This window comes from Arthrobacter sp. 179 (assembly GCF_052379645.1).
GTDB lineage: Bacteria > Actinomycetota > Actinomycetes > Actinomycetales > Micrococcaceae > Arthrobacter_H.
On record NZ_JBQSYU010000009.1, the window covers coordinates 1 to 20,453 of the forward strand.

Annotated in this window: 14 protein-coding genes; 7 read left to right on the top strand and 7 right to left on the bottom strand. The window is 67.8% G+C overall.

The features are described from left to right. Positions 1-50: 50 nt before the first annotated feature. From ACT3UE_RS07450 to ACT3UE_RS07465, 4 genes are all read right to left on the bottom strand, one after another. Positions 51-710, bottom strand: a complete 660-nt coding sequence (locus tag ACT3UE_RS07450; RefSeq protein WP_444554335.1) for a methionine ABC transporter permease — start codon at positions 708-710, stop codon at positions 51-53. Then, entirely contained in the window at positions 707-1,801 is a 1,095-nt protein-coding gene (locus ACT3UE_RS07455) for a methionine ABC transporter ATP-binding protein (protein ID WP_444554336.1), read from the bottom strand. The genes ACT3UE_RS07450 and ACT3UE_RS07455 overlap by 4 nt, the downstream gene beginning before the upstream one ends. 115 nt (positions 1,802-1,916) lie before the next feature. Next, positions 1,917-2,825, bottom strand: coding sequence for a MetQ/NlpA family ABC transporter substrate-binding protein (locus tag ACT3UE_RS07460; protein ID WP_444554337.1), 909 nt, complete (start codon positions 2,823-2,825; stop codon positions 1,917-1,919). 306 nt (positions 2,826-3,131) lie between these two features. Continuing rightward, positions 3,132-3,812, bottom strand: a complete 681-nt coding sequence (locus tag ACT3UE_RS07465) for a 3'-5' exonuclease (protein ID WP_444566497.1) — start codon at positions 3,810-3,812, stop codon at positions 3,132-3,134. A 58-nt stretch (positions 3,813-3,870) separates the two neighbouring features. Between ACT3UE_RS07465 and ACT3UE_RS07470 the strand changes: the two genes are divergently transcribed. Genes ACT3UE_RS07470 through ACT3UE_RS07480 form a run of 3 tightly spaced genes read left to right on the top strand, consistent with a single transcriptional unit; the run spans position 3,871 to position 10,927 of the window. Further along, positions 3,871-4,257, top strand: coding sequence for an MGMT family protein (locus ACT3UE_RS07470; RefSeq protein ID WP_444554339.1), 387 nt, complete (start codon positions 3,871-3,873; stop codon positions 4,255-4,257). An 8-nt stretch (positions 4,258-4,265) separates the two neighbouring features. Continuing rightward, entirely contained in the window at positions 4,266-7,499 is a 3,234-nt protein-coding gene (locus tag ACT3UE_RS07475) for an ATP-dependent helicase (protein WP_444561464.1), read from the top strand. Then, the gene (locus ACT3UE_RS07480; protein WP_444561465.1) at positions 7,496-10,927 is read left to right on the top strand and encodes a UvrD-helicase domain-containing protein; all 3,432 of its coding nucleotides are present in this window, start codon (positions 7,496-7,498) and stop codon (positions 10,925-10,927) included. The genes ACT3UE_RS07475 and ACT3UE_RS07480 overlap by 4 nt, the downstream gene beginning before the upstream one ends. A gap of 3 nt (positions 10,928-10,930) precedes the next feature. Here ACT3UE_RS07480 and ACT3UE_RS07485 read toward each other — a convergent pair whose 3' ends face one another. Then, positions 10,931-12,397 carry a phosphotransferase gene (locus ACT3UE_RS07485; RefSeq protein ID WP_444561466.1) on the bottom strand — a complete coding sequence of 489 codons (1,467 nt, stop codon included), beginning with the start codon at positions 12,395-12,397 and terminating at the stop codon, positions 10,931-10,933. 209 nt (positions 12,398-12,606) lie between these two features. Here ACT3UE_RS07485 and nudC point away from each other — a divergent pair, with 209 nt between their 5' ends. After that, positions 12,607-13,557, top strand: a complete 951-nt coding sequence (nudC, locus tag ACT3UE_RS07490; RefSeq protein ID WP_444561467.1) for an NAD(+) diphosphatase — start codon at positions 12,607-12,609, stop codon at positions 13,555-13,557. A gap of 4 nt (positions 13,558-13,561) precedes the next feature. After that, the gene (locus tag ACT3UE_RS07495) at positions 13,562-15,682 is read left to right on the top strand and encodes an ATP-dependent DNA helicase UvrD2 (RefSeq protein ID WP_444561468.1); all 2,121 of its coding nucleotides are present in this window, start codon (positions 13,562-13,564) and stop codon (positions 15,680-15,682) included. 9 nt (positions 15,683-15,691) lie between these two features. Here the strand turns inward: ACT3UE_RS07495 and ACT3UE_RS07500 are convergent, their stop codons facing one another. After that, positions 15,692-16,627 carry a hypothetical protein gene (locus ACT3UE_RS07500; protein ID WP_444561469.1) on the bottom strand — a complete coding sequence of 312 codons (936 nt, stop codon included), beginning with the start codon at positions 16,625-16,627 and terminating at the stop codon, positions 15,692-15,694. A 178-nt stretch (positions 16,628-16,805) separates the two neighbouring features. On the opposite strand from ACT3UE_RS07500, the gene ACT3UE_RS07505 reads away from it, so the two are divergent. After that, positions 16,806-17,522, top strand: coding sequence for a M48 metallopeptidase family protein (locus ACT3UE_RS07505; RefSeq protein ID WP_444561470.1), 717 nt, complete (start codon positions 16,806-16,808; stop codon positions 17,520-17,522). A 91-nt stretch (positions 17,523-17,613) separates the two neighbouring features. On the opposite strand, the gene ACT3UE_RS07510 is transcribed toward ACT3UE_RS07505, so the two are convergent. Continuing rightward, a complete protein-coding gene (locus ACT3UE_RS07510) occupies positions 17,614-19,101 on the bottom strand; it encodes a zinc-dependent metalloprotease (RefSeq protein WP_444554347.1) in 1,488 nt (495 codons plus the stop codon). Positions 19,102-19,259: 158 nt separating this feature from the next. On the opposite strand from ACT3UE_RS07510, the gene ACT3UE_RS07515 reads away from it, so the two are divergent. Then, positions 19,260-20,378, top strand: a complete 1,119-nt coding sequence (locus ACT3UE_RS07515; RefSeq protein WP_444554348.1) for a YlbL family protein — start codon at positions 19,260-19,262, stop codon at positions 20,376-20,378. The last annotated feature ends 75 nt before the right edge of the window (positions 20,379-20,453 follow it).

Genomic DNA, 20,453 nt, shown 5'->3' on the forward strand with positions numbered 1-20,453 from the left:
CCCGCGCGTGGCGCACCCCCCCCCCCCGCCTGTGTGTGCGCCGGGAGTGCTCAGCGGTGCAGCATGCGCTTGGCCAGGGCATTGCCCAACAGCTGGGCCAGTTGGACGATCACGACGATGACGCCCACGGCCAGCAGGGTGACCGCATAGTTGAACTGCTGGTAGCCGTAGGTGATGGCCAGGTCGCCCAGGCCACCGCCGCCGATGTATCCGGCCACGGCGGACATGTCCACGACCCCGATGAAGATGAACGTATAGCCCAGCACCAGCGGCGCGATCGATTCGCGCAGGACGACGTCGAAGAGCACCCTGCTACGGCTGGAACCCATGGCCCGGGCCGCCTCGACGACTCCGGGATCGACCCCGACGAGGTTCTGTTCCACGATGCGCCCCAGGACCACGGCGGTCATCAGGGTCATGGGGAAGATCGCCGCATTGGTGCCGATGGAGGTGCCGATGACCTGTAGGGTCCACGGACCGACCAGGGAGATGAAGATGATGAACGGGATCGGCCGGACCAGGTTGATCACGAAGTTCAGCACGTTGAACACCACGGTGTTGGCCAGGATGTTCCCCGGCCGGGTGGCGTAGAGCAGGATGCCGATCAGCAGCCCCAGGATCCCGCCGAGGACCATGGTGATGATGACCATGTAGAGGGTCTGTTCGATGGATGAGACCAATAGCGGTCCGAGGGTGCCCCATTCGATCATTGCTTCGCTCCTTCGGCCTCGGGGCCGGCCGGGGTCGACGCGGGCCATTGCTGGACGGTGGTGATCTTCGACAGGCCTTCGACGACGGCATCGACATCGGCCTCGGGTCCTTCCAGGACGTACGTCAGGGACCCGAAGGGGCGTTGGGCGATTTCGGTGACGGAACCGTAGACCACCGAATCATGGACCGCCGGATAGGAGGCCAGGAGCGAGGAGATCTCCCGTTGGTTGGTTCCGGCCCCGGCCCCGGGGGCCTCGGAGATCGTGATGCTGACCAGGCGTCCCGGATGCAGCACCTGCAGGCGGGCCACGGTTTCTGGGCTGGGCCGGTCGGCGATGGTGCTGCTGATGAACTTCTGCGTGGCCGGGTTCTCCGGGAAGGCGAAGACGTCGTAGACGGGGCCGTGTTCGAGCAGGGCGCCTTGTTCCATGACGGCCACGTGGTCGCAGATCGAGCGGACGACGTGCATTTCATGGGTGATGACCACGATGGTGGTGCCGAACTCCTCGTTGACCCGTTTGAGCAGGGCCAACACCTCGGTGGTTGTTTCGGGGTCCAGCGCACTGGTGGCCTCGTCGGCCAGCAGGAGCTCCGGGTTGGTGGCCAGGGCCCGGGCAATGCCCACGCGCTGCTTCTGACCGCCGGAGAGCTGGCTGGGGAACTGCCTGGCCTTCTCGGAGATCCCGACGAATTCCAATAATTCGGCGACCCGGGCCACGCGTTGCTCCTTCGGCCAGCCGGCGACGATGAGCGGGTACTCGACGTTCTTGGCCACCGAGCGCGAGGTGAAGAGGTTGAACTGCTGGAAGATCATGCCGATGCCGCCGCGCAACCCCCGCAGATCCTTCTCGTTCATGCCGGTGAGTTCTCGTCCGTTGACGTCCAGGCTGCCTCCGGTGGGCAGCTCCAGGGCGTTGATCAGACGGACCAGGGTGCTTTTTCCCGCCCCGGAGTAGCCGATGACCCCGGTGATGGAGCCCTGCTGGATATCGAAGGTGATGTCTCGGAGCGCGTGGACGGGGGTACCCTTGGCGGCGCCGCGGCCCGGGTAGGCCTTGGAGACCTGGCGGAAACTGACGATGGATGGCATCGCAGGTCCTTTCTCGCGGAGGATGATGGCGGGGCCCTCGAAGCCATGCCGGCTGCGGCCCCGGGGTGTCCGGTGCCGCAGCCGTGCTGACTCGGTTCGAAGGGGGGCCGGGGGACTACTGGGAATCGGCCTTCATGTTCTCCTCGATGGTCGCCAGGGCGGACTGCAGGTCCTCACCGCTGTTCTCCCTGAATACGCCACCGGTGCCCAGATCCTTCTTGATCGCCTCGACGACCTCGGGGTCGTGGTAGAGCTTGGCGACCTCGAGCAGCGTGGGGTTCGTCTTGTCGGCATCGCGGGCGACGAACGCATTGATGTACGGCTTCGTCGAGTCCGCCTCCGGATCGTCCTGGGCGATGATGTCGTCATCGCTGAGGTCCGCTGCCGCAGCGTAGTTGTTGTTCACGACGGCACCGGCCAACGAGTCCAGGTTCTGTGCGGTCATCTTGGCATCGACGGTGACCACCTTGACCTTGGAGGCTGCCGTGTCCACATCGGTCGGGGTCGACGTGGAATCGGCGCCGCCCTCGACCTCCACGAGTCCCGCGGCCTCCAACACGATCAGCGAACGGGCCAGGTTCACCGGGTCGTTCGGAATGGCGATCTCCGATCCCTTCGGGATCTCCTCGGTGGAGGAGTACTGCGTGGAGTACAACGGCAGCGGGTAGACGGCAGTGCCCCCGATGGGCTGCAGATCCTTGTCGTTCTTCGTGTTGTAGGTGGCCAGGTACTGCAGATGCTGGAACTCGTTGAGATCCAGTTGTTTCTGGTCCAAGGCCGGGTTGGGCTGGTTGTAGTCGGAGAAGTTCTTGAACTCGACGTCCACGCCAGTCTCTTCCTTCACGACCTTCTTGTAGACCTGCCAGTAGGGCTCGGCGCCGTCGGCCACACCGATGGTCACCGTCGTGATGTCATCCGGCAGACTGGACGATGCTTCGGAGGTTCCGCCGCAGGCGCTCAACCCGAGGGCGGTCACCGCCGCGAGGGCTGCAAATTTCGCAAGGGGCAACTGGAATTTAGGCATACAGGGGTTCTTTCCGGCTGGAAGTGAACGGTGTCCCGAAATGGACACCAACAATCGAATGAATCCATTTGATCAACCCCTGCGTGCTTCACGAAATCGAATTCACATATCGAAATATTGGGTCCTGGCGAAGAAACTTCACGAGAATGCGGTTTTGGTCCGAGCCCATGCGATATGAACCCGACGCGCTCTAAGAACGGCCCCATCCGTCCGGCGACGCCCACTTCCGGAAAATTAAGTGATATGTCCCACTATGGGATCGTGCGCCGGCCCCGCTGGTCCGGCCACCGACCCCCTGACTGGGGGTCAGCGGACCGGCCAGGTGCCGTCCACGACCGCCGTCGGATCCTTGCGGCGGAAGAATTCCTGCAGGCTCGCGGCCTGCTCGGCAGCCCATCCGATCAGCAACCGGTGCAGCTCGGCGGGATCCACGGACAGGACCCGTGCGTACTTCGCGACCTGGGCATCGGCCACCCCAACGGTCGCCGCCGCGTCGGCGGCCGAGGAGTGGGCGTTGTTCAACGGGATGCCATAGTGCTCGCACATCGCCGTGAGCGTGCGCTTGCCCCGACGGTACTTATCGACATGCTTGTCGATGATGAACGGATCGATCACCGGGGCCGGCTCCAGGGCGGGAACCCCCTGGCGTTCCGATTCCCGGGCCAGGACGGTGAAGTCATATCCGGCATTGAAGGCCAGCACCGGCATGGTCTGGAACAAGTCGCGCAGATGAGCGGAAATCTCGGCGATGGCAGTGGCGGGATCCTGCCCGGAGGCAACGGCCTGCTCCGTGCTCACCCCGTGCACTGCGGCGGCCTCCTCGGGGATCGGCACTCCGGGGTTCACGAGCCACTCCCGGTGGTTGATGATCTCCTGCCGGCCATTGACGATCACGACGGAGGCGGTCACGATGCGTGCCTCCTGCGGATCCTTGCCGGTGGTCTCGAGGTCGAATGCTGCGCGGGGGAGCTCATGCCAGTTATCCATGTCCCCACGGTATCGTCAGCTGCCGACGATATGGCGCCGGCCCGCCTAAACTGGAACCATGTCAGCCGAATATGCCCGGGCCGTCCATCGGCTGGCCTGTCACATCCCTGCGGGGGCCGTGCTGACCTACGGGGACATTGCCGAGCTGCTCGGCGCCGGTGGCCCCCGTCAGGTCGGCGCCGCGATGGCCCGGTCCGACGGCGCCCTGCCCTGGTGGCGGGTGCTGCGCGCCGACGGAACCCTGCCGGCCGATCTGCAGGCCAGGGCCATCCCGCACTGGATCGACGAATCGATCCCGCTTCGCCACGGACGGGTCCGCGTCCCGGTGGCCCGCTGGCAACCCGACGAGGAGGCCTTCGCGCTCCTCGACGAAGTCGCCGCGGTCCTGGCGTCGGCGACCGTCGTGGAGGAGGCCGCGCCAAAGCGACGGGGGCGCATGCTCTGATGGAGTCCATGGAAACCGTCGAGGACACCGCAGAAAGTTCCCGGCAACGCCTCCGTGAGCTGGTCCCCGGCCACGGCCCGGTGCTTGTCCTGGGAGCACCGGGGACCGGGAAGAGCACGGCGTTGCTCGACGTCGTCGTGCGCAGGCTCGCCGCCGGGCACCGGCCCGAACACCTCCTGGCCATCGCCCCGTCCCGGTCCGCGGCAGCCGATCTGCGCGATCGGCTCTCGGCAGCGACGGATACGACGTTTTCCGAACCTGCGGTACGCACCTGGGCGGCCTACGCCTTCGATCTCATCCGCAGGGCCCGGCTGCTGGGGTACCTGCCCGCCGTCGAGCGCCCCCCACGGCTGCTCTCCGGCCCCGAACAGGACACCCTGATCGCCCAGTTGCTGGCGGGGCATGCCGACGGCATCACCGCGGGCCCCGCCTGGCCGGAGTCGCTGGGCGAAGCCATCGGGACCCGCGGATTCCGCAAGGAGATCCGTGAACTCTTCGACCGGCTGGCCGAATACGGGGTGGAGGCCGGGGACCTGGAGGAACTGGGGGAACGCTGCCTGCGGCCCGAATGGACCGCCTCCGCCGCGCTCTACCAGGAATACCGTGACCTGCTCGACCTCGGCTCCAGCGAGGCCTTCGACCCGGCAGGGCTGATCACCGCCGCCGCCGACCTGCTCGAGGACCATGAGGAACTCCTCGAGGAGGAATGCCAGCGCCTGTCCTTGATCGTGGTGGACGACCTGCAGGAGGCCAACCCCGCCCAGCACCGGCTGCTGCGGTTGCTGGCCGCCGGGCGTGACCTGCTGGCCTTCGCCGCCCCGGATAATGCCGTCCTGGGGTTCCGGGGCGCGCGTCCCGACTTGCTGGGCCGGTTCGAAGGCGATTACGGAACCGATAGGAACCCCGCCGAGCGGATCGAACTGGGGACCTCATGGAGGATGAACCCGGCGATCGCCGAGGCCTGGACGCGGGTGGCCGGACGCATCCCGGTCACCACGGGCCACTCGGGGCGCCGACTCGTGGAGCGCCCGCAGGCGCCGACCGGAGACGACGAGCGGGAAGCGGTGGAAGTCCATCTGGTCGAATCACCCGTCCACGAGCTACGGCTGGTGACCCAGCGGCTCCTGGAAGAACACCTGATGCGCGGCCGGTCCCTGGACTCGATGGCCGTCATCGTCCGCAATGGTGGTCTGGTCGCCGAGGTTTCCCGTCATCTGGCGAGCCAGGGCATTGCCGTGGACGTCCCGCAGGCGGAGGTGCCGTTGCGGGAGGAACCGGCGGTGCGCCCGTTGCTGACCCTCCTGCGCGTGGCCTTGGACACGGCGGGGGGTCCCGACGGGAGCGAAGGAACCGGGGAGCCGGCCCCGGAACCGGCGGCATACCTTCCGGATGCCGGGGTCGTCGAGGCCCTGCTCTCCTCGCGCTACGGGGCCTCCACCGCCTTGGACATCCGTCGGCTCCGACAAGTCCTGCGCCGCCGCGAACGCGTGGCCGGAGGACGACGCTCCAGCACCGAACTACTGCGCGGGATCTTCACCGATCCGCAGGCCCTCGGCGGCCTGGGCCGGGAAGGTCGCGGCGCCGAACGACTGGGACGGATGCTCACCGCGCTGGTCGCCGAACTCGCGGTACCCACCGCCAACGCCGAGACCGCCCTCTGGGCCCTGTGGTCGGCCTCCGGAATGGAAAACACCTGGCGTCAGGCCGCCCTGGATGGCGGGGCCGCGGGGGCCCGGGCCGATCATGATCTCGACGCGTTGATGGCGCTGTTCCAGGCCGCGGAACGTTTCGTGGACCAGCTTCCCGGCTCGACGGTTGGCCAGTTCGCCGATCACGTGCTCAGCCAGGAACTGCCGATGGACACCCTGGCCTCCCGCGGGGGCAACGGCGCCTCCGTCGCGGTGACCACCCCCGCCGGTGCGGTCGGCCACGAATGGGATCTGGTACTGGTGCCCGGACTTCAGGAGGGGATCTGGCCCAATACGCGCCTTCGGGGGGAACTGCTGGGCAGCAGCGCCCTGGCCGATGTCATCGAACACGGACCGGCCATCCTGCGCCAGCGTGACCCTGCCACCCGATTGAAGGCCACCCGGGCCGACGAACTGCGCACCTTCGCCAGTGCGCTATCCCGCGCCCGGGACGGATTGGTGTGCCTCGGGGTCGCTTCCGAGGACCAGCAACCCTCCCAGTTCCTGGATCTGGTCCTGCCCTGGACCTCCCAGGAAACCCCGCGACCGATCACCGCGGTGCCGCGTGAACGCACGTTGGCCTCCCTGGTCGCCTTGTTGCGCCAGCGTCTGGAAGCCGGCAGCACCGCCACGGACCCGGGACCGGCAGCCATCGACGCGGCAGCCGTCCTGGCCCGATTGGCGGATCAGCCCGAACACGTCCGCGGAGCAGCCCCCGCCCAGTGGTGGGGGCTCAAGCCGGCGAGCACCGACGCCCCGGTGAACCCCGAGGGCGAGCCGGTCCGGGTCTCACCCTCGCGGGTCCAGGCTGCCTTGGAATCCCCGCTCGACTGGTTCGTCCAGGCCGCGGGCGGGGAACCGGCGACGGATCTGGCCCGCAGTCTGGGGACCCTGGTGCATGCGATCGCCGAGGACCTGCCGGCCGCCACCGGGAACGAATACCTGGAGGAACTGGATCGCCGCTGGCCGGATCTGGATCTGCCCTCGAACTGGGAAACCGCGAAGGACCACGAGCGGGCCGAAACGATGCTGCGCAAACTCGCCCAATACGCGATCCTCATGCGGAGCCATGACCGCACGCTGCTGGCCAGGGAGCAGTCCTTCGACGTCGAAATCGCCGATGCAGAGATCACCGTCCGGCTGCGCGGGGTCATCGATCGGCTGGAGGTCGACGCGGACGGCCGCGCCTACGTGATCGACCTCAAAACCGGGAAATCCGCGCCGACGAAGGCCGACGTCGAACGCAACCCCCAACTGGGCAGCTACCAGGCCGCCGTGTTGGCCGGGGGGTTGGGCGCGGAGCTGCCCCAGCAGCCCGGCGGCGCCGCCCTGGTCCAGTTGGGTACCACGACCAAGAGCCCGGGGGAGCAAGCCCAGGACCCCGTCGGCGCCGAGGACTGGGCCACCCCACTGGTACTGAGCGCCGCCCGGTTGATGGCCGGCAACGAATTCCACACCCGGCACGACCCCTCCAAGGCGGGGCGCAGCGGCAGCGGCTGCCGGCTGCCGGCCGTGTGTCCCTTATGTGATGAAGGACGGCAGGTCACCGAATGAACCACGAGCACGACCTGGCACTCCCGCAGCAGGAATCCGCTGCCGGCCGCCGCTACACCCCGGAGGAGCTGGCCGAACTGCTGGGCCAGCACCAGCCGACCGCCGAACAGGCGGCCATCATCTCCTCCGAACTGGCTCCGATGCTTGTGATCGCCGGCGCCGGATCCGGAAAAACGGCGACCATGGCCGACCGGGTGGTCTGGCTCGTGGCCAATGGGCTGGTCAGGCCGGATGAGATCCTCGGGGTCACCTTCACCCGCAAGGCCGCAGGGGAACTGGCCCAACGCATCCGGGCGCAGTTGGCCCGTCTGGCCGAGAGCGGGATCGTCCCGCCGGGAGATGACGATGCCCCGCTGGAACCGGAGGTCTCGACCTACCATTCCTACGCCAACGCCCTGGTGCAGGATCATGGCCTGCGCATCGGGGTCGAATCGGACACCGCGCTGCTGGGCAGCGCCCAGGCCTGGCAATTGTCCCTGAAGGTCGTCCAGGAGTACGACGGCGACCACGAACACCTGCGCGTGGCGAAGTCCACCCTGGTCGATGCGGTCGTGCAGTTCGCCGGGGAATGTGCCGAACATCTGGTGGATCCCCTCCAAGCCCGCGACCATGTACTCGCCGAAGTCGACCATCTGTCCGCGCTTCCCTACCGCGTCGGCAAGGAAGCCAAGCCCTCCCAACCCGCCCTCAAGCTCCTGGACAAGCTCAGGACCCGGGCCACGGTGGCGGATCTTGCCGTGCGGTATGCCCGGGCGAAGGCCGAACGCAATGTCCTGGACTATGGGGACCTGGTGGCCCTGGCCGCCCGTATAGCCAGAACCGTACCCACGGCGGGGGAGGTTGAACGAGACCGGTTCAAGGTCGTGCTCCTGGACGAGTTCCAGGACACGTCCCACGCCCAGATGGTGCTGTTCTCACAACTGTTCACCGGAGGCCATGCGGTCACGGCCGTCGGGGACCCCAACCAGTCGATCTATGGTTTCCGGGGGGCCTCGGCCGGCCAACTCTTCCGCTTCCCCCAGGAGTTCCCGGCCACCGGTCCCGACGGCAGGCCCACCCCCTCGGCGGTGGCGTTCCTGACCACCGCCTGGCGCAACTCGGTGAACGTCCTCGAAGCCGCCAACGCCGTATCGGCCCCGCTGAACCGTGAAGACCCGAACCGGGCCTCGGGTTCCATCGCCGTCCCCGCGCTGGTCCACAGCCCCTTCGCCGGAACCGGCCGGGTCGAACTCGCCCGCTTTGCCACGAGTGCCGAGGAGGCAACTGCTCTCGCAGGCCGCCTCCTGAGCGAACGCGGGGCGTTCACCTCGGCGTTCGGGCGCCATCCGACCATGGCCGTCCTGTGCCGGACCCGGGCCGCCCTGGCGGGCATCGCCGAGGCCCTGACCCAGCGCGACATCCCCTACGAGATCGTCGGGTTGGGCGGGCTGCTGGCCATGCCGGAAATCGTCGATCTCGTCTCGACGCTGCGGGTCCTGGTGGACCCGCTGCGCTCCGATGCCCTGTTGCGGTTGCTCGCCGGTGCCCGCTGGAGGCTGGGCCCCGCCGACCTGATGGCCTTTGCCGATTGGTCCCGGTTCCTGGCCCGACGCCGTGAAGCAGCCATCCGCGAGGCCCGCGACATCGATACCACCACCGCGGACAGTGCCGCGGTGGACAGCCAAACCGAAGCCCGCAGCGAGCTGGCCGAGGAAGCCAGTCTCGTCGAAGCGCTCGATCGGCTCCCCCCACCGGAGTGGACGTCCTCGGCCGGACGGAGCCTGACCTCCACCGCCCTGGACCGGCTGCACACACTCCAAGCCGAGATCCGCTATCTGCGCAGCTTCGCCGACGACGATCTGCCGTCCCTGCTGCATGAGGTCGAACGCACCTTGTTGCTCGACATCGAGGTCGCCGCCAAACCCGGCGTCGGTATCCATACGGCACGACGCCACCTCGACGCGTTCGCCGAGGTCGCCGCCGGATATTCCGATACTGACCTGGGAGCCGATCTGAGCGGATTCCTGGTCTGGCTGGATGCTGCCGCAGCCAAGGAAGGCGGTCTGGAGATCGTCCAGCAGGAAGCCAGTAGCGAAGCCGTGCAACTATTGACCATCCACGCTTCCAAGGGATTGGAATGGGATGTCGTGGCGATCCCGGGAATGAACGAGGGCATCTTCCCCTCCTCGACCGACTCCCGATGGACCAAGGAAGACGGCTCCCTGCCCTGGCCGCTGCGCGGTGACCGGCACGACCTGCCCCAATGGGATACCGATCAGCCCAGCCTCTTCGAAGCCGTCGTCGCCGAAGCGATATTCCGTGATGACGTCCTGGCCCACGGGGAAAACGAGGAACGACGGCTGGCCTACGTCGCACTGACCCGGGCCAAGGACCTGCTGCTGTGTTCGAGTACGGTCTGGACCGGATCGCGGTCCAAACCGACCGGGCCCTCCGTGTTCCTGAACGAGCTGCTCCCGTTGGCCCAGGCCCCCACGCCGCGGGCCACCGTCCCCGTCTGGTGCGAGGACGACCAAGCACCCGGGCAGAACCCCTTCCGGGAGGATCCGCTCGAATCCAGCTGGCCCTACGACCCGCTCGAAGGCCCCGTCGTCTTCCGGGCCGGGGTGGCCCAGCCCAAGCCGCGGGGACGGCGCGGCCCACTCGAGGCCGCCGCGGCCCTGGTGCACGAGCAGCTCGAACTACGGGCCGTCCCCGGAGCCGACGACGAGACCCCGGTGACCACCGAAGACGGGGCAGCGTGGAACCACGAGGCCTCGTTGTTGTTGGCGGCCCGCCGGGAACGGGAGGCCTCGCGGGAAACCGCGGCGGTGCCCGAGCATGTGCGCGCCTCGCTTTTCGTCGATCTGGCCACCGATGCCGGACAGGTCCTGGGCCAGATGCGTCGACCGGTCCCGCGACGCCCCGGTGTTGCCGCCCGGAAGGGCACCGCGTTCCACGCCTGGATCGAGGACCACTACGGCTCCACCGGGATGCTTGACCTGGGGGAGTTCCCCGGGGCGGCCGATGCCTATGTGGAGGACATGTACGGGCTGGAGGAGATGAAAACCGAATTCCTGGCCTCGGAATGGGCGACCCGGCAGCCGGCCTACGTCGAGGTCCCGTTGGAGACCCGCGTCGGACCGGTCAGCGTACGCGGTCGGATCGACGCGGTGTTCAAGGAGCTCGACGCCGACGGCAGAACGGTATGGACACTCGTGGATTGGAAGACCGGGCGGGTACCCACCGGGCGGGATCTGGAGATCAAATCCCTGCAGTTGGCGGTCTACCGCCTGGGCTGGTCGCGCCTGCACGACGTCCCGTTGGAGGACGTCGAGGCAGCGTTCTACTACGTCGGCCAGGGGCGGACGATCCGGCCCGCCCGGTTGGCGGATGCGGAGGAGCTCGAAGAACTGATCACGACCTCGATGGCCGACCTCGACCCGAGCTGAGGATTACTTCGAATCCGTGGAAGGGCCGGACTTCTCCGAGGACTCGATGACGATCATCGGCATCGCATCGGTCTCCAGCCCGGAGGCAACGGTGTCGGACGGCGGAGTTTGCTGGGCATCGCTGCCGGCATCCGTTGGTGCGGGGGAGTCCTCGTCGTCGATATCGGCATCGCGCAGGAAGGCCGGCTCCTCCTCATCCTGGACGGGCGCAGCGTCATCCTCTGCGGCGCCGGAGGGATCCGCAACGGGATCACCGGAGTCCGTGTTGGAGACCTCGGCGGGATCGCTGGTGGAGGGGGCGTCGGAGTCTTCGTCCGTGGGCAGGCCCTCGGGGGAGGCGGGGGCGACCCGTGGTTTCGGCGGCACATTCGGAGGCGCAGGGACTCCCGGGGGCCCTTCGTCGGCGGGAGTTGACGGGAGATCGGTGGCCTCCTGGTCCTGAAGGGCAGCGTCGAGGTCCGGGGCATCAGTCCCGTTCGATTCGTCGTCGTCCTCGGGAATCGGCTGCCCGTTGATATCCATGCGGGGCGGGTCCACGATGCTGATCGGCTGGCCGCCGTACTCGGAGATGTCTTCGTCGAGATCGCGCAGCATCTGTTCGCCTTCGGCAATGCGTTCGGCATCGTTGGTCGCCAGTCCGCGGGAAAGCCATTGGGCCAACGCGAATTCGGCCGCCAGAGCGGCACGGCGCATGATGTGCGGGTCGGCCAGTTCGCCGCGTGCGGCGGTGTAGGCCTCGACGACGGTGTCGGTGAAGGACTGTTCGTGGGCGGCTGCGAGCCAGGCGAAGTCATCGGCCGGGTCCCCGATGCGCACATCGGTCCAGCCGATCACGGCGGCCACCTTGCCGTGTTCGATCAGCAGGTTGTCCTCGTGGACATCCCCGTGGACCACGCGCGGGTTGAAGCGCCACAACGCCACATCCTCCAAGGCGTGCTCCCAACGGCGGAGCAGCCGCGGGGGGATTCGCCCCGTCATGGCGGCCTGATCGAGCTCGTTGAGCTTGCGTTGACGGAATTCCTCGGCGGTATAGACCGGTAGGTCGGCCCGATCGACCAGTTCCTCGGGCAACGCGTGGATGGCGGCGATGATGCGGCCGATATCCGCTGCGGTGGAGCCACCGGCGGCCACCAGTTCGTCGAGGTCCATCACTTGGCCGGGCAGGTGGTTGTAGACGAAGGTGCGCAGGCTTCCCTGACGCACGGTCCCGGCCACGGAGGGCAGCCTGAAGGGCAACGAGGCGCGGATGCCGGGGGTGAAGGAACGCAGTGCGGTGAGCTCGGTCTCCAACCGCATGCTGGATTCCTGGTGACGGGGTGAACGCACCCTCCAGCGGTTCTTCTGCGCGTCGATGACCAGCGCCGAATCGAAGTCATCGGGATCATCCGCGATGCCGGCGACGCGGGCAGGAGTCAACCCCGGCACCGCTGCGGTCGCGATGGCGGCCAGTTCCATGGGAGAACGTTTCACGTACACAACCGTATGCCGCGAAGTGCCCCGCGGCCACGCCTCGTCGACGGCGAGTCGCCTGAATGACGGCCACTACACAGTTATTACACAACCAATGGGTGCGCTCGTGATCCAGCACACCCCGTGGTCCGCTTCCGGCAGGGCAGCGGCGTCCACAGCGGTGACCTGCGGATATGCGGGCCGGGGGCCAACCTCAGTACGGTAGGACCATGACTTCTTCCCACGATCCCGTTGCCGAGGCCGCTCCCGATCTCCCGCTCCTGGGGCGACTTCCATTGGCCCGGACCGAAGTGGACCGGGGGTGTGAACGCCGGCAGGAAGAAGGCTGGCTCGATTCCTTGCTGGAGGACGGAGGGACCAAGGCCCTCCTCCTGGTCAACGGCCGGACCCCGGTCCGCGACGGTGAATTGGCCCTCGTGGGAACCGAGGGCCTGCCGGAGGACTGCCGTTGGGTGTACCTGGGGCGTTCGGACGGGCGGGAGATCGTGCTGGCCGACCTCGACAAGGCCCCAGCGCAGGCTCCCGTCGATGCCGACTGGTTGGGGCTGCGCGATGTCGCCGCCGGACTGGGTGCCCGCGATGCCGGGCTGTTCGTCGAGGCGGTGGCCATCGCCAACTGGCATGCCAGCCACACCCATTGCCCGCGCTGCGGAACACCGACCGACGTCGTGCACAGCGGCTGGGTCAGGATCTGCCCGCAGGATGGTTCACAACATTTTCCCCGGACCGATCCGGCGGTCATCGTCGCCATCACCGACGCCGAGGACCGGCTCCTGCTGGGGGCGAACGCCCAATGGGGCGGCCGGCGGTATTCGACCCTGGCTGGATTCGTGGAACCGGGGGAGTCCCTGGAGGAAGCCGTGGAACGCGAGATCGGGGAGGAGGCCGACGTCCGGGTCCACTCGATCCGGTACGCCGGTTCACAACCCTGGCCGTTCCCGTGCTCACTCATGCTCGGATTCACGGCGAGGGCCGAGACCGCGACGGTCGCCCCCGACGGCGAAGAGATCATCGACCTGCGCTGGTTCACCCGGGAGGAACTGGCCAGGGAGGTCACCGACGGCACCATCGGCGTCCCTTCGGGCGTCTCGATCTCCAGTGCCCTCATCGAACATTGGTACGGTGGGCCGCTGCCCGAACCGCGCCGGATGGAGAACTAAACGCATGACCACATTGGAAGAGCGCATCCTTGGCGGCCTTGACGAGGAGCAGCGCAGCGTGGCGACCACGCTCAACGGGCCGCTCTGCGTCCTGGCCGGGGCCGGAACCGGCAAGACCCGTGCCATCACCCACCGCATCGCCTACGGCGTGCACACCTCGGTGTACAAGCCCAACCAGGTCCTGGCCGTGACCTTCACCTCCAGGGCCGCCAGCGAGATGCGCACCCGGCTGCGTGACCTCGAAGCCGGCGGCGTCCAGGCCCGGACCTTCCACGCCGCGGCCTTGCGCCAACTGCAATACTTCTGGCCGCAGGCCATCGGCGGGCAGCTGCCGTCGATCGTGGGGCATAAGGCCCAGCTCGTGGCTGAAGCAGCCCGCCGGCTACGCATCTCCACCGACCGGGCCTCCATCCGCGACATGGCCGCCGAAATCGAATGGGCCAAGGTCTCGATGCACACCCCCGAGGGGTACGTCGCGGCGGCCTCGGGACGGGCCGAGGCCGCCGGCTTGGACCCGCGTACCGTGGCCCGGCTCTTCCAGTCCTATGAGGACGTGAAATCCGATCGCCATGTGATCGACTTCGAGGACGTGCTGCTGTTGACCGTGGGGATCCTGGACGAGGACCCCCGGGTGGCTGCCTCGGTGCGGGAGCAGTACCGGCATTTCGTCGTCGACGAGTACCAGGACGTCTCACCGCTGCAACAGCGGTTGCTCAAGCTCTGGCTCGGTGGGCGGGACGAACTGTGCGTGGTCGGCGATGCCAGCCAGACCATCTACTCCTTCACCGGGGCCACCCCCTCCCATCTGCTCGACTTCACCCTCGAGTATCCGCAGGCCCCGGTGGTCCGCCTGGTCCGCGACTACCGCTCCACCCCCCAGGTCGTGAACCTGGCCAACAGTCTGCTGGCCTCCCGCCGCCTCGAACATGGGGTCGCCGGCCGCGACGTGCAGTGGGCGACGCCGCTGGAACTGCTCGCCCAACGAGAGCCGGGCCCCGAACCGGCGTTCACCGAATGCAGCGACGACGAGGCGGAGGCCGCCCATGTGGCCCGCACCATCGGCACATTGATCCAGGACGGCGTGGAACCGGCGCAGATCGCCGTGCTGTTCCGGACGAATGGACAGTCCGAGGCCTACGAACAAGCCCTCTCGGGGGCGGGGATCGGCTACCAGCTGCGGGGCGGGGAGCGTTTCTTCCAACGTAGGGAGGTCCGTGACGCGGTACTGGCCCTGCGTGCCGCCTCGCGTCAGCCGGCGGACGACGCCGTACCCCAGCTCTGCCGTGATGTGCTGGCTTCGCTGGGTTATTCCCCGCAGGCTCCCACCAGTGGCGGGGCAGTGCGTGAACGCTGGGAATCGCTCTCCGCGCTGGTCGCGCTCGCCGACGAGCTCTCCGCAGCCCGGGCCGACCGCGAAACACCATTCACCTTGTTGGAGTTCGTGGCCGAACTTGATGAACGGGCGACCACCCAACACGCGCCGACTGTCCAGGGGGTCACCCTGGCGTCGTTGCACTCGGCCAAGGGGCTGGAGTGGGATGCCGTGTTCCTGGTCGGGCTCAGCGAGGGGCTGATGCCGATCTCCTTCGCCGAGGACCAGGGCGACTATGACGAGGAGCGCCGGTTGCTCTATGTGGGCATCACCCGGGCCAGGAAGCAGTTGTCGCTGACCTGGTCCACGGCGCGGACCCCGGGAGGGCGGGCCAGTCGACGGCCCTCGCGTTTTTTGGACGGGCTGCGTCCGGCCTCCTCCTCCCGGGCCGCGGCCCGGCCCGCGGGCGGCGGTTCTAAACGACGCAAGGCGGCCACCCCGCCGACCTGCCGGGTCTGTGGAACCTTGTTGGGCAGCCCTGCCGAGCGCAAACTCGGTCGGTGCCTCGACTGCCCCTCGAGCTACGACGAGGCGGTGTACGAGGCCCTGCGCGAATGGAGGTTGAAGACCTCCAAGGAGGCCGAGGTGCCCGCCTTCGTCGTGTTCACCGACGCAACGCTGATGGCCATTGCCGAAGCCATGCCCTCCGATCCCTCGGCACTGTCCAAGGTATCCGGGGTCGGGTCGGCCAAGCTGGAACGCTACGGCCAGGACGTCCTGGACATCCTGGGCACGGGGTCCGCCCCGGCCTGAGACCACCGGTCAGGCGGCGGGAACCATGCAGGTGCAGTCGGAACGCGGCTGGACCGGGACCCGCTGCACGCCACCGGTCGCCAGATCGATGGTCAGCATGGCGTCGGCGGTGGAGGGGACATTGACCCCGTCCAGCAACATCAGGATCTGTACGGCAGCCAGCCCGGCGGCGGTGCAGGAGAGCGCCAACTCGGCGGTCGAACTCCCCGGTCGGGGCGTCCCTGCGGCCCGGGGGCCCGCCATCGGGGCCCCGACAGGTGGTTGGGCGCAATCCAGACAGGTCGTCAGCCCGGGGATGACCAGCGGTCCGACGCGTGCCCAGGCCGGACCGAACACCACCGGCAGGTGGGGCATGCGGGTCCCCGCCAGATGGGCGGCCCATGATTCGGGCAGGGCGTCGCAAGCGGTCACCACCGTGATCCGGGCTCCCACCCCGGAGGAATCGGGGCCCGGAGCCCATCCGGAGAGCCGGGTACGGGGCCATTGCTGGCCCAGCCGGTGGGCCAGGGCGACGGTGCGCGATTTACCCAGATCGGCCATCCGCAACGGACCGATGCCGATGTCACCGGCGAGGACCGGATGCTCGTCGTTCAGGTAGAGCCCACCGATCCCGCTGGCTGCCAGCAACGAGGCGATGGTCTGACCGCAGCGGCCCAGGCCGTGGATCCGGGCGGCGGAGCGGGACCGTTGCCGGACCAGTTCCCCGGCCGGTGCCGTATAGGCCACCGAATATGCATTGACGTCAGGGACCAGACTGGCCCCCAGGGCGCCGGGCAGCCGGTAGGAATCCTCCAGGACCGGAGCCAGCAAGTCGAGGAGTTCGCGGCGCCGGCGCGGGCCCGGATCGGGGCTGAGCGAGCCGTGCGGCGGTGGCTCGACGGTACTTCCGTCCTCGGTGGCCAGCCAGTGGATGTACTGCTGGTCGACGGGGGTCAGCCCGGTCATCCACAGTCCGTCGCCTGGGGCTCCAATCCGAAGTGAGGTCTCGGTTACGCTGACGATCTGAAGTCCGGGGATGATGCGCATGTTCGCCTCCAGCGATTCTGCCGGAAGGGTTCCGGTGGGGATATCCTGACAGGTCCGGTGCGCTGGAATCCGGGTTTCCACAGCTTCTGGTGGGCGAGTGGCCACCGCGGCATACGACGACGAGAAACGAGGAACCACCATGGTCCAGCGACCGACCGAACGCGAACTGGTCACCGCCGACGGGGTGAATGTGCGCGTGCTGCGTTCGGCCCGGCGGCGCCGCACGGTCTCCGGTGTCTGGAAGGACGGGGCCGCGGTGATTTCCATCCCGGCCACCCTGAGCCTGCGGCAGGAAAACGACTGGGTCGACCGGATGGTCCCTGACATCCTGGCCCGGCGGGCGAAGGCCCTGGGGAAGTTCGGCGAAAACGCGGATACGGAACTGATGCAGCGGGCCCAGCGCCTGAACCGGAAGTACCTGCAGTCACGGGCCGAACCGTTGTCGGTGAAATGGGTGACCAACCAGAACACCAGATGGGGGTCGACCTCCACCGGCTCGGGGGCGATACGGCTGAACCATCGGTTGCAGCAGATGCCGTCCTGGGTGCAGGACTACATCCTCGTCCATGAACTCGCCCATCTCATCGCCGAGGACGGTCACGGCCCCCAGTTCAAGGCCCTCGAAGCCCGCTTCGAACGGCTTGACGAGGCCAAGGCCTACCTCTGGGGCGTCAGTTTCGGCATGGCGCAGGAGCAGGAAACGGAGGGGACCCATCGGGGGCCTCCCCGGGCCGGTAGCGGCCCCGGAGATCGTGAAGGAGCCGACGGGGCCGGAGGGTGGGATGAGGAGCCGTCCGATGATTGGACCGACTGAAACGGCCGGTGGCGTCCGCAGGGACGACACCGGCCGTTTCAGTCCTCACACCCGGCTGGGTGTGAGGCGGGGGGATAGCACGGGCTGAAGGTCAGCGGGGCGTCTCGGGGCCCTGCCCGGGGTCCGACCCATCCTCGGGGGAGTCGGGGTCCCCGTCGTCGGAGGAATGATCTTCATCGGAGGCCCCGGGCGTCTGCTCGGGTTCGTCGTAGCCGCCGTCGAGCAACCGGTTCAGGGCCTCATCCATCTCGCCAGCCGAGGCTTCAGCCAGGGCCCGCCGCGAGGAGAATCCCTCGGGATCGTCGAGATCCTCGGCGGCCGGCATCAGATCCGGATGCTGCCAGACGGCGTCCCGACCTTCCATTCCACGCTCATCCTTGAGGATCGACCACAGCGTGGCGGCATCGCGCAGCCGACGTGGACGCAATTCGAGGCCAACCAGGGAGGCGAAGGCCTGCTCGGCGGGCCCGCCGGTGGCCCGGCGCCGCCGGACCGTCTCACGCAGGGCGGGTGCGGAGGGCAGATTGGCTGCCGCCTCGGCCACGACCTCATCGACCCAGCCTTCGATCAAGGCCAATGCCGTTTCGAGCTTGGCCAGTGCCGCCTCCTGGGCCCCGGTGCGCTGGGGCATGAAGAGCCCCTCCGTCACGGCCCCTTGGATGGATTCGGGATTGGACGGGTCGATGTCGCGGATGGCTTCCTCGACCCTGGACATGTCGATGTGGATTCCGCGGGCGTAATCCTCGATGGCTCCTAGCACATGGGCCTGCAACCAGGGGACCCGCTGGAAGAGTCGGGCGTGGGCTGATTCGCGCAACGCGGCAAAGAGCATGACCTCTTGTTCGGGGATGTCCAGACCCTCGCCGAAGGCCGCCACGTTGGTGGGCACCAGGGCCGGCGCATCCGTGGTGAGCGGAATCCCGATATCAGTGGATCCGAGCACGTCCTTGGCCAGGCCGCCGACGGCCGTACCCAGCTGCATGCCGAACATGGCGCCGCCGAGGTTCTGGAACATGCCCTGGGCGGAGCCGAGCATGGACTTCATTTCCTCGGGGACCTGATCGCGCATGGCGGTACTGATCGCCTGCGAAACGCTGATCGCCACGGGTTCGGTGAGTTTCTTCCACCGTGGCAGGGTCTTCTCGACCCACTGGGCCCGCGAATAGGAGGAGAAACCCGAGGCCGAGGCCTCGAAGGTGGTGGCCTGATCGAGCCACAGATCGGCCAGTCGACCCGCTTCGGTGATGGCTGCGGCCCGCGCCGTGGTCACGCTGGGGTCGTCCCCGGAGGCTGCCTGGCGGGCGGTGTCCTGGGCCAGCTTCCAATTCACGGGGCTTCCGTCGCCGGAGGACATGGCACCCATCATGGCCTGCATCTGGGCCATCATCGCCTGCATGGCGGCCGGATCCGAGGGCATGCCCATGGCACCGAACTGCTTCTGCAGATCGGCGGGGTCCATGCCCGGAGGAAGCTGGCCACCGAAAAGGTTGGAGAGCATCTCCGAAAAGGGGTCGTTGCTGCCGGAATCATCCGGGTCGTCAGAGCCGTCTGGGCGGTTGTTCGGGGGGTTCTCAGCCATGCACCCACGGTACCCCCGGACCGTGGACGGCCACGAGGGATGAAACGGCAGGTTCGCTGTCGGCACAGCGAAAACAAGGACTTACCTTGTAGCCTTGGGGGGATCTAATGCGCACCGGCCTGCGGGTCGGCGAAAAGCCGGAAGGAAAGACAACCACGGTGACCCAGCCGCAGGACCCCCAGGAGCGCGCCACCCACGAGCCGGCGCCGGAAAACGAACCGCCCCCCGTCCGCCCGCGCCGGAGCCAGCGGCGGCTGATCACGGCGACCTGCCTGGCCGTCGTGCTCGCGTTCGTGGCGCTGGCCCTGCCCACTCCCTATGTCGTGGAGGCCCCGGGTCCGGCCGTCAACACGTTGGGCAAGGAACACGGCAAACAACTCATCGAGGTCTCCGGACACAAGACCTACCCCACTAGTGGTTCCCTGGACCTGACGACCGTCTACGTCCTGGGCGGGGCGCAGGGGAAGACCTCCTTCTTCAGGGTGCTCCAGGCCTGGGCGGATCCGAGCGAGGACGTCTATCCGGAGGAAGCGCTGTACCCGCGCACCGCCACCAGCGAGCAGATCAGTGACAACAACGCCGCCGAGATGGACGATTCCCAGCAGAGCTCGGTAGCCGCGGCCCTGGGGGACCTGGGGATCGACTACGAACAGGAACTCACGGTGGCCGGGCTGGCCAACACCACGAATAAGGGCCTGCTGCAGACCGACGACGTCCTGCGGCGGATCGACGGCCGCCCCATCACCGATCTGGACATGCTCCGGTCCGCGCTGCAGGATTCCTCCGAGGGGAAACCCCGGTTGGAGATCGAACGGGCCGGCCAGGAAAAAAAGCTCACCGCGAAGACCACGGTCTCCGACGACGGGAAACACCAACTCGGCGTCTACCTGGGCACCCGGTACACCTTCCCCTTTGATGTGAAGTTCACCCTGTCCGATATCGGCGGGCCCAGCGCCGGGATGATGTTCGCCCTGGGAATCATCGATACGCTCACCCCCGAGGATCTCACCGGAGGCAACAACATCGCCGGAACGGGGACCATCGACGCAGACGGGAAGGTGGGCCGCATCGGAGGCATCGCCCAGAAGCTGGTAGGTGCCAGGGGCGGAGGCGCGGATTACTTCCTGGCCCCCGCCGGCAACTGTGGCGATATCGACGGACGCGTGCCGGACGGGCTGACCGTCGTCAAGGTCTCCACCCTCGAACAGGCGCGCCAGTCGGTGGAATCCATCGCCTCTGGAGCCGACCCGGAGACCCTGTCGACCTGTGGTTCGTGAATGTTTCTGCTGTGAAACCCACGCAACACCCCCCGGGGGGTTAGCGAGTTGACCTGACTCAAGGCAGAATGGGCG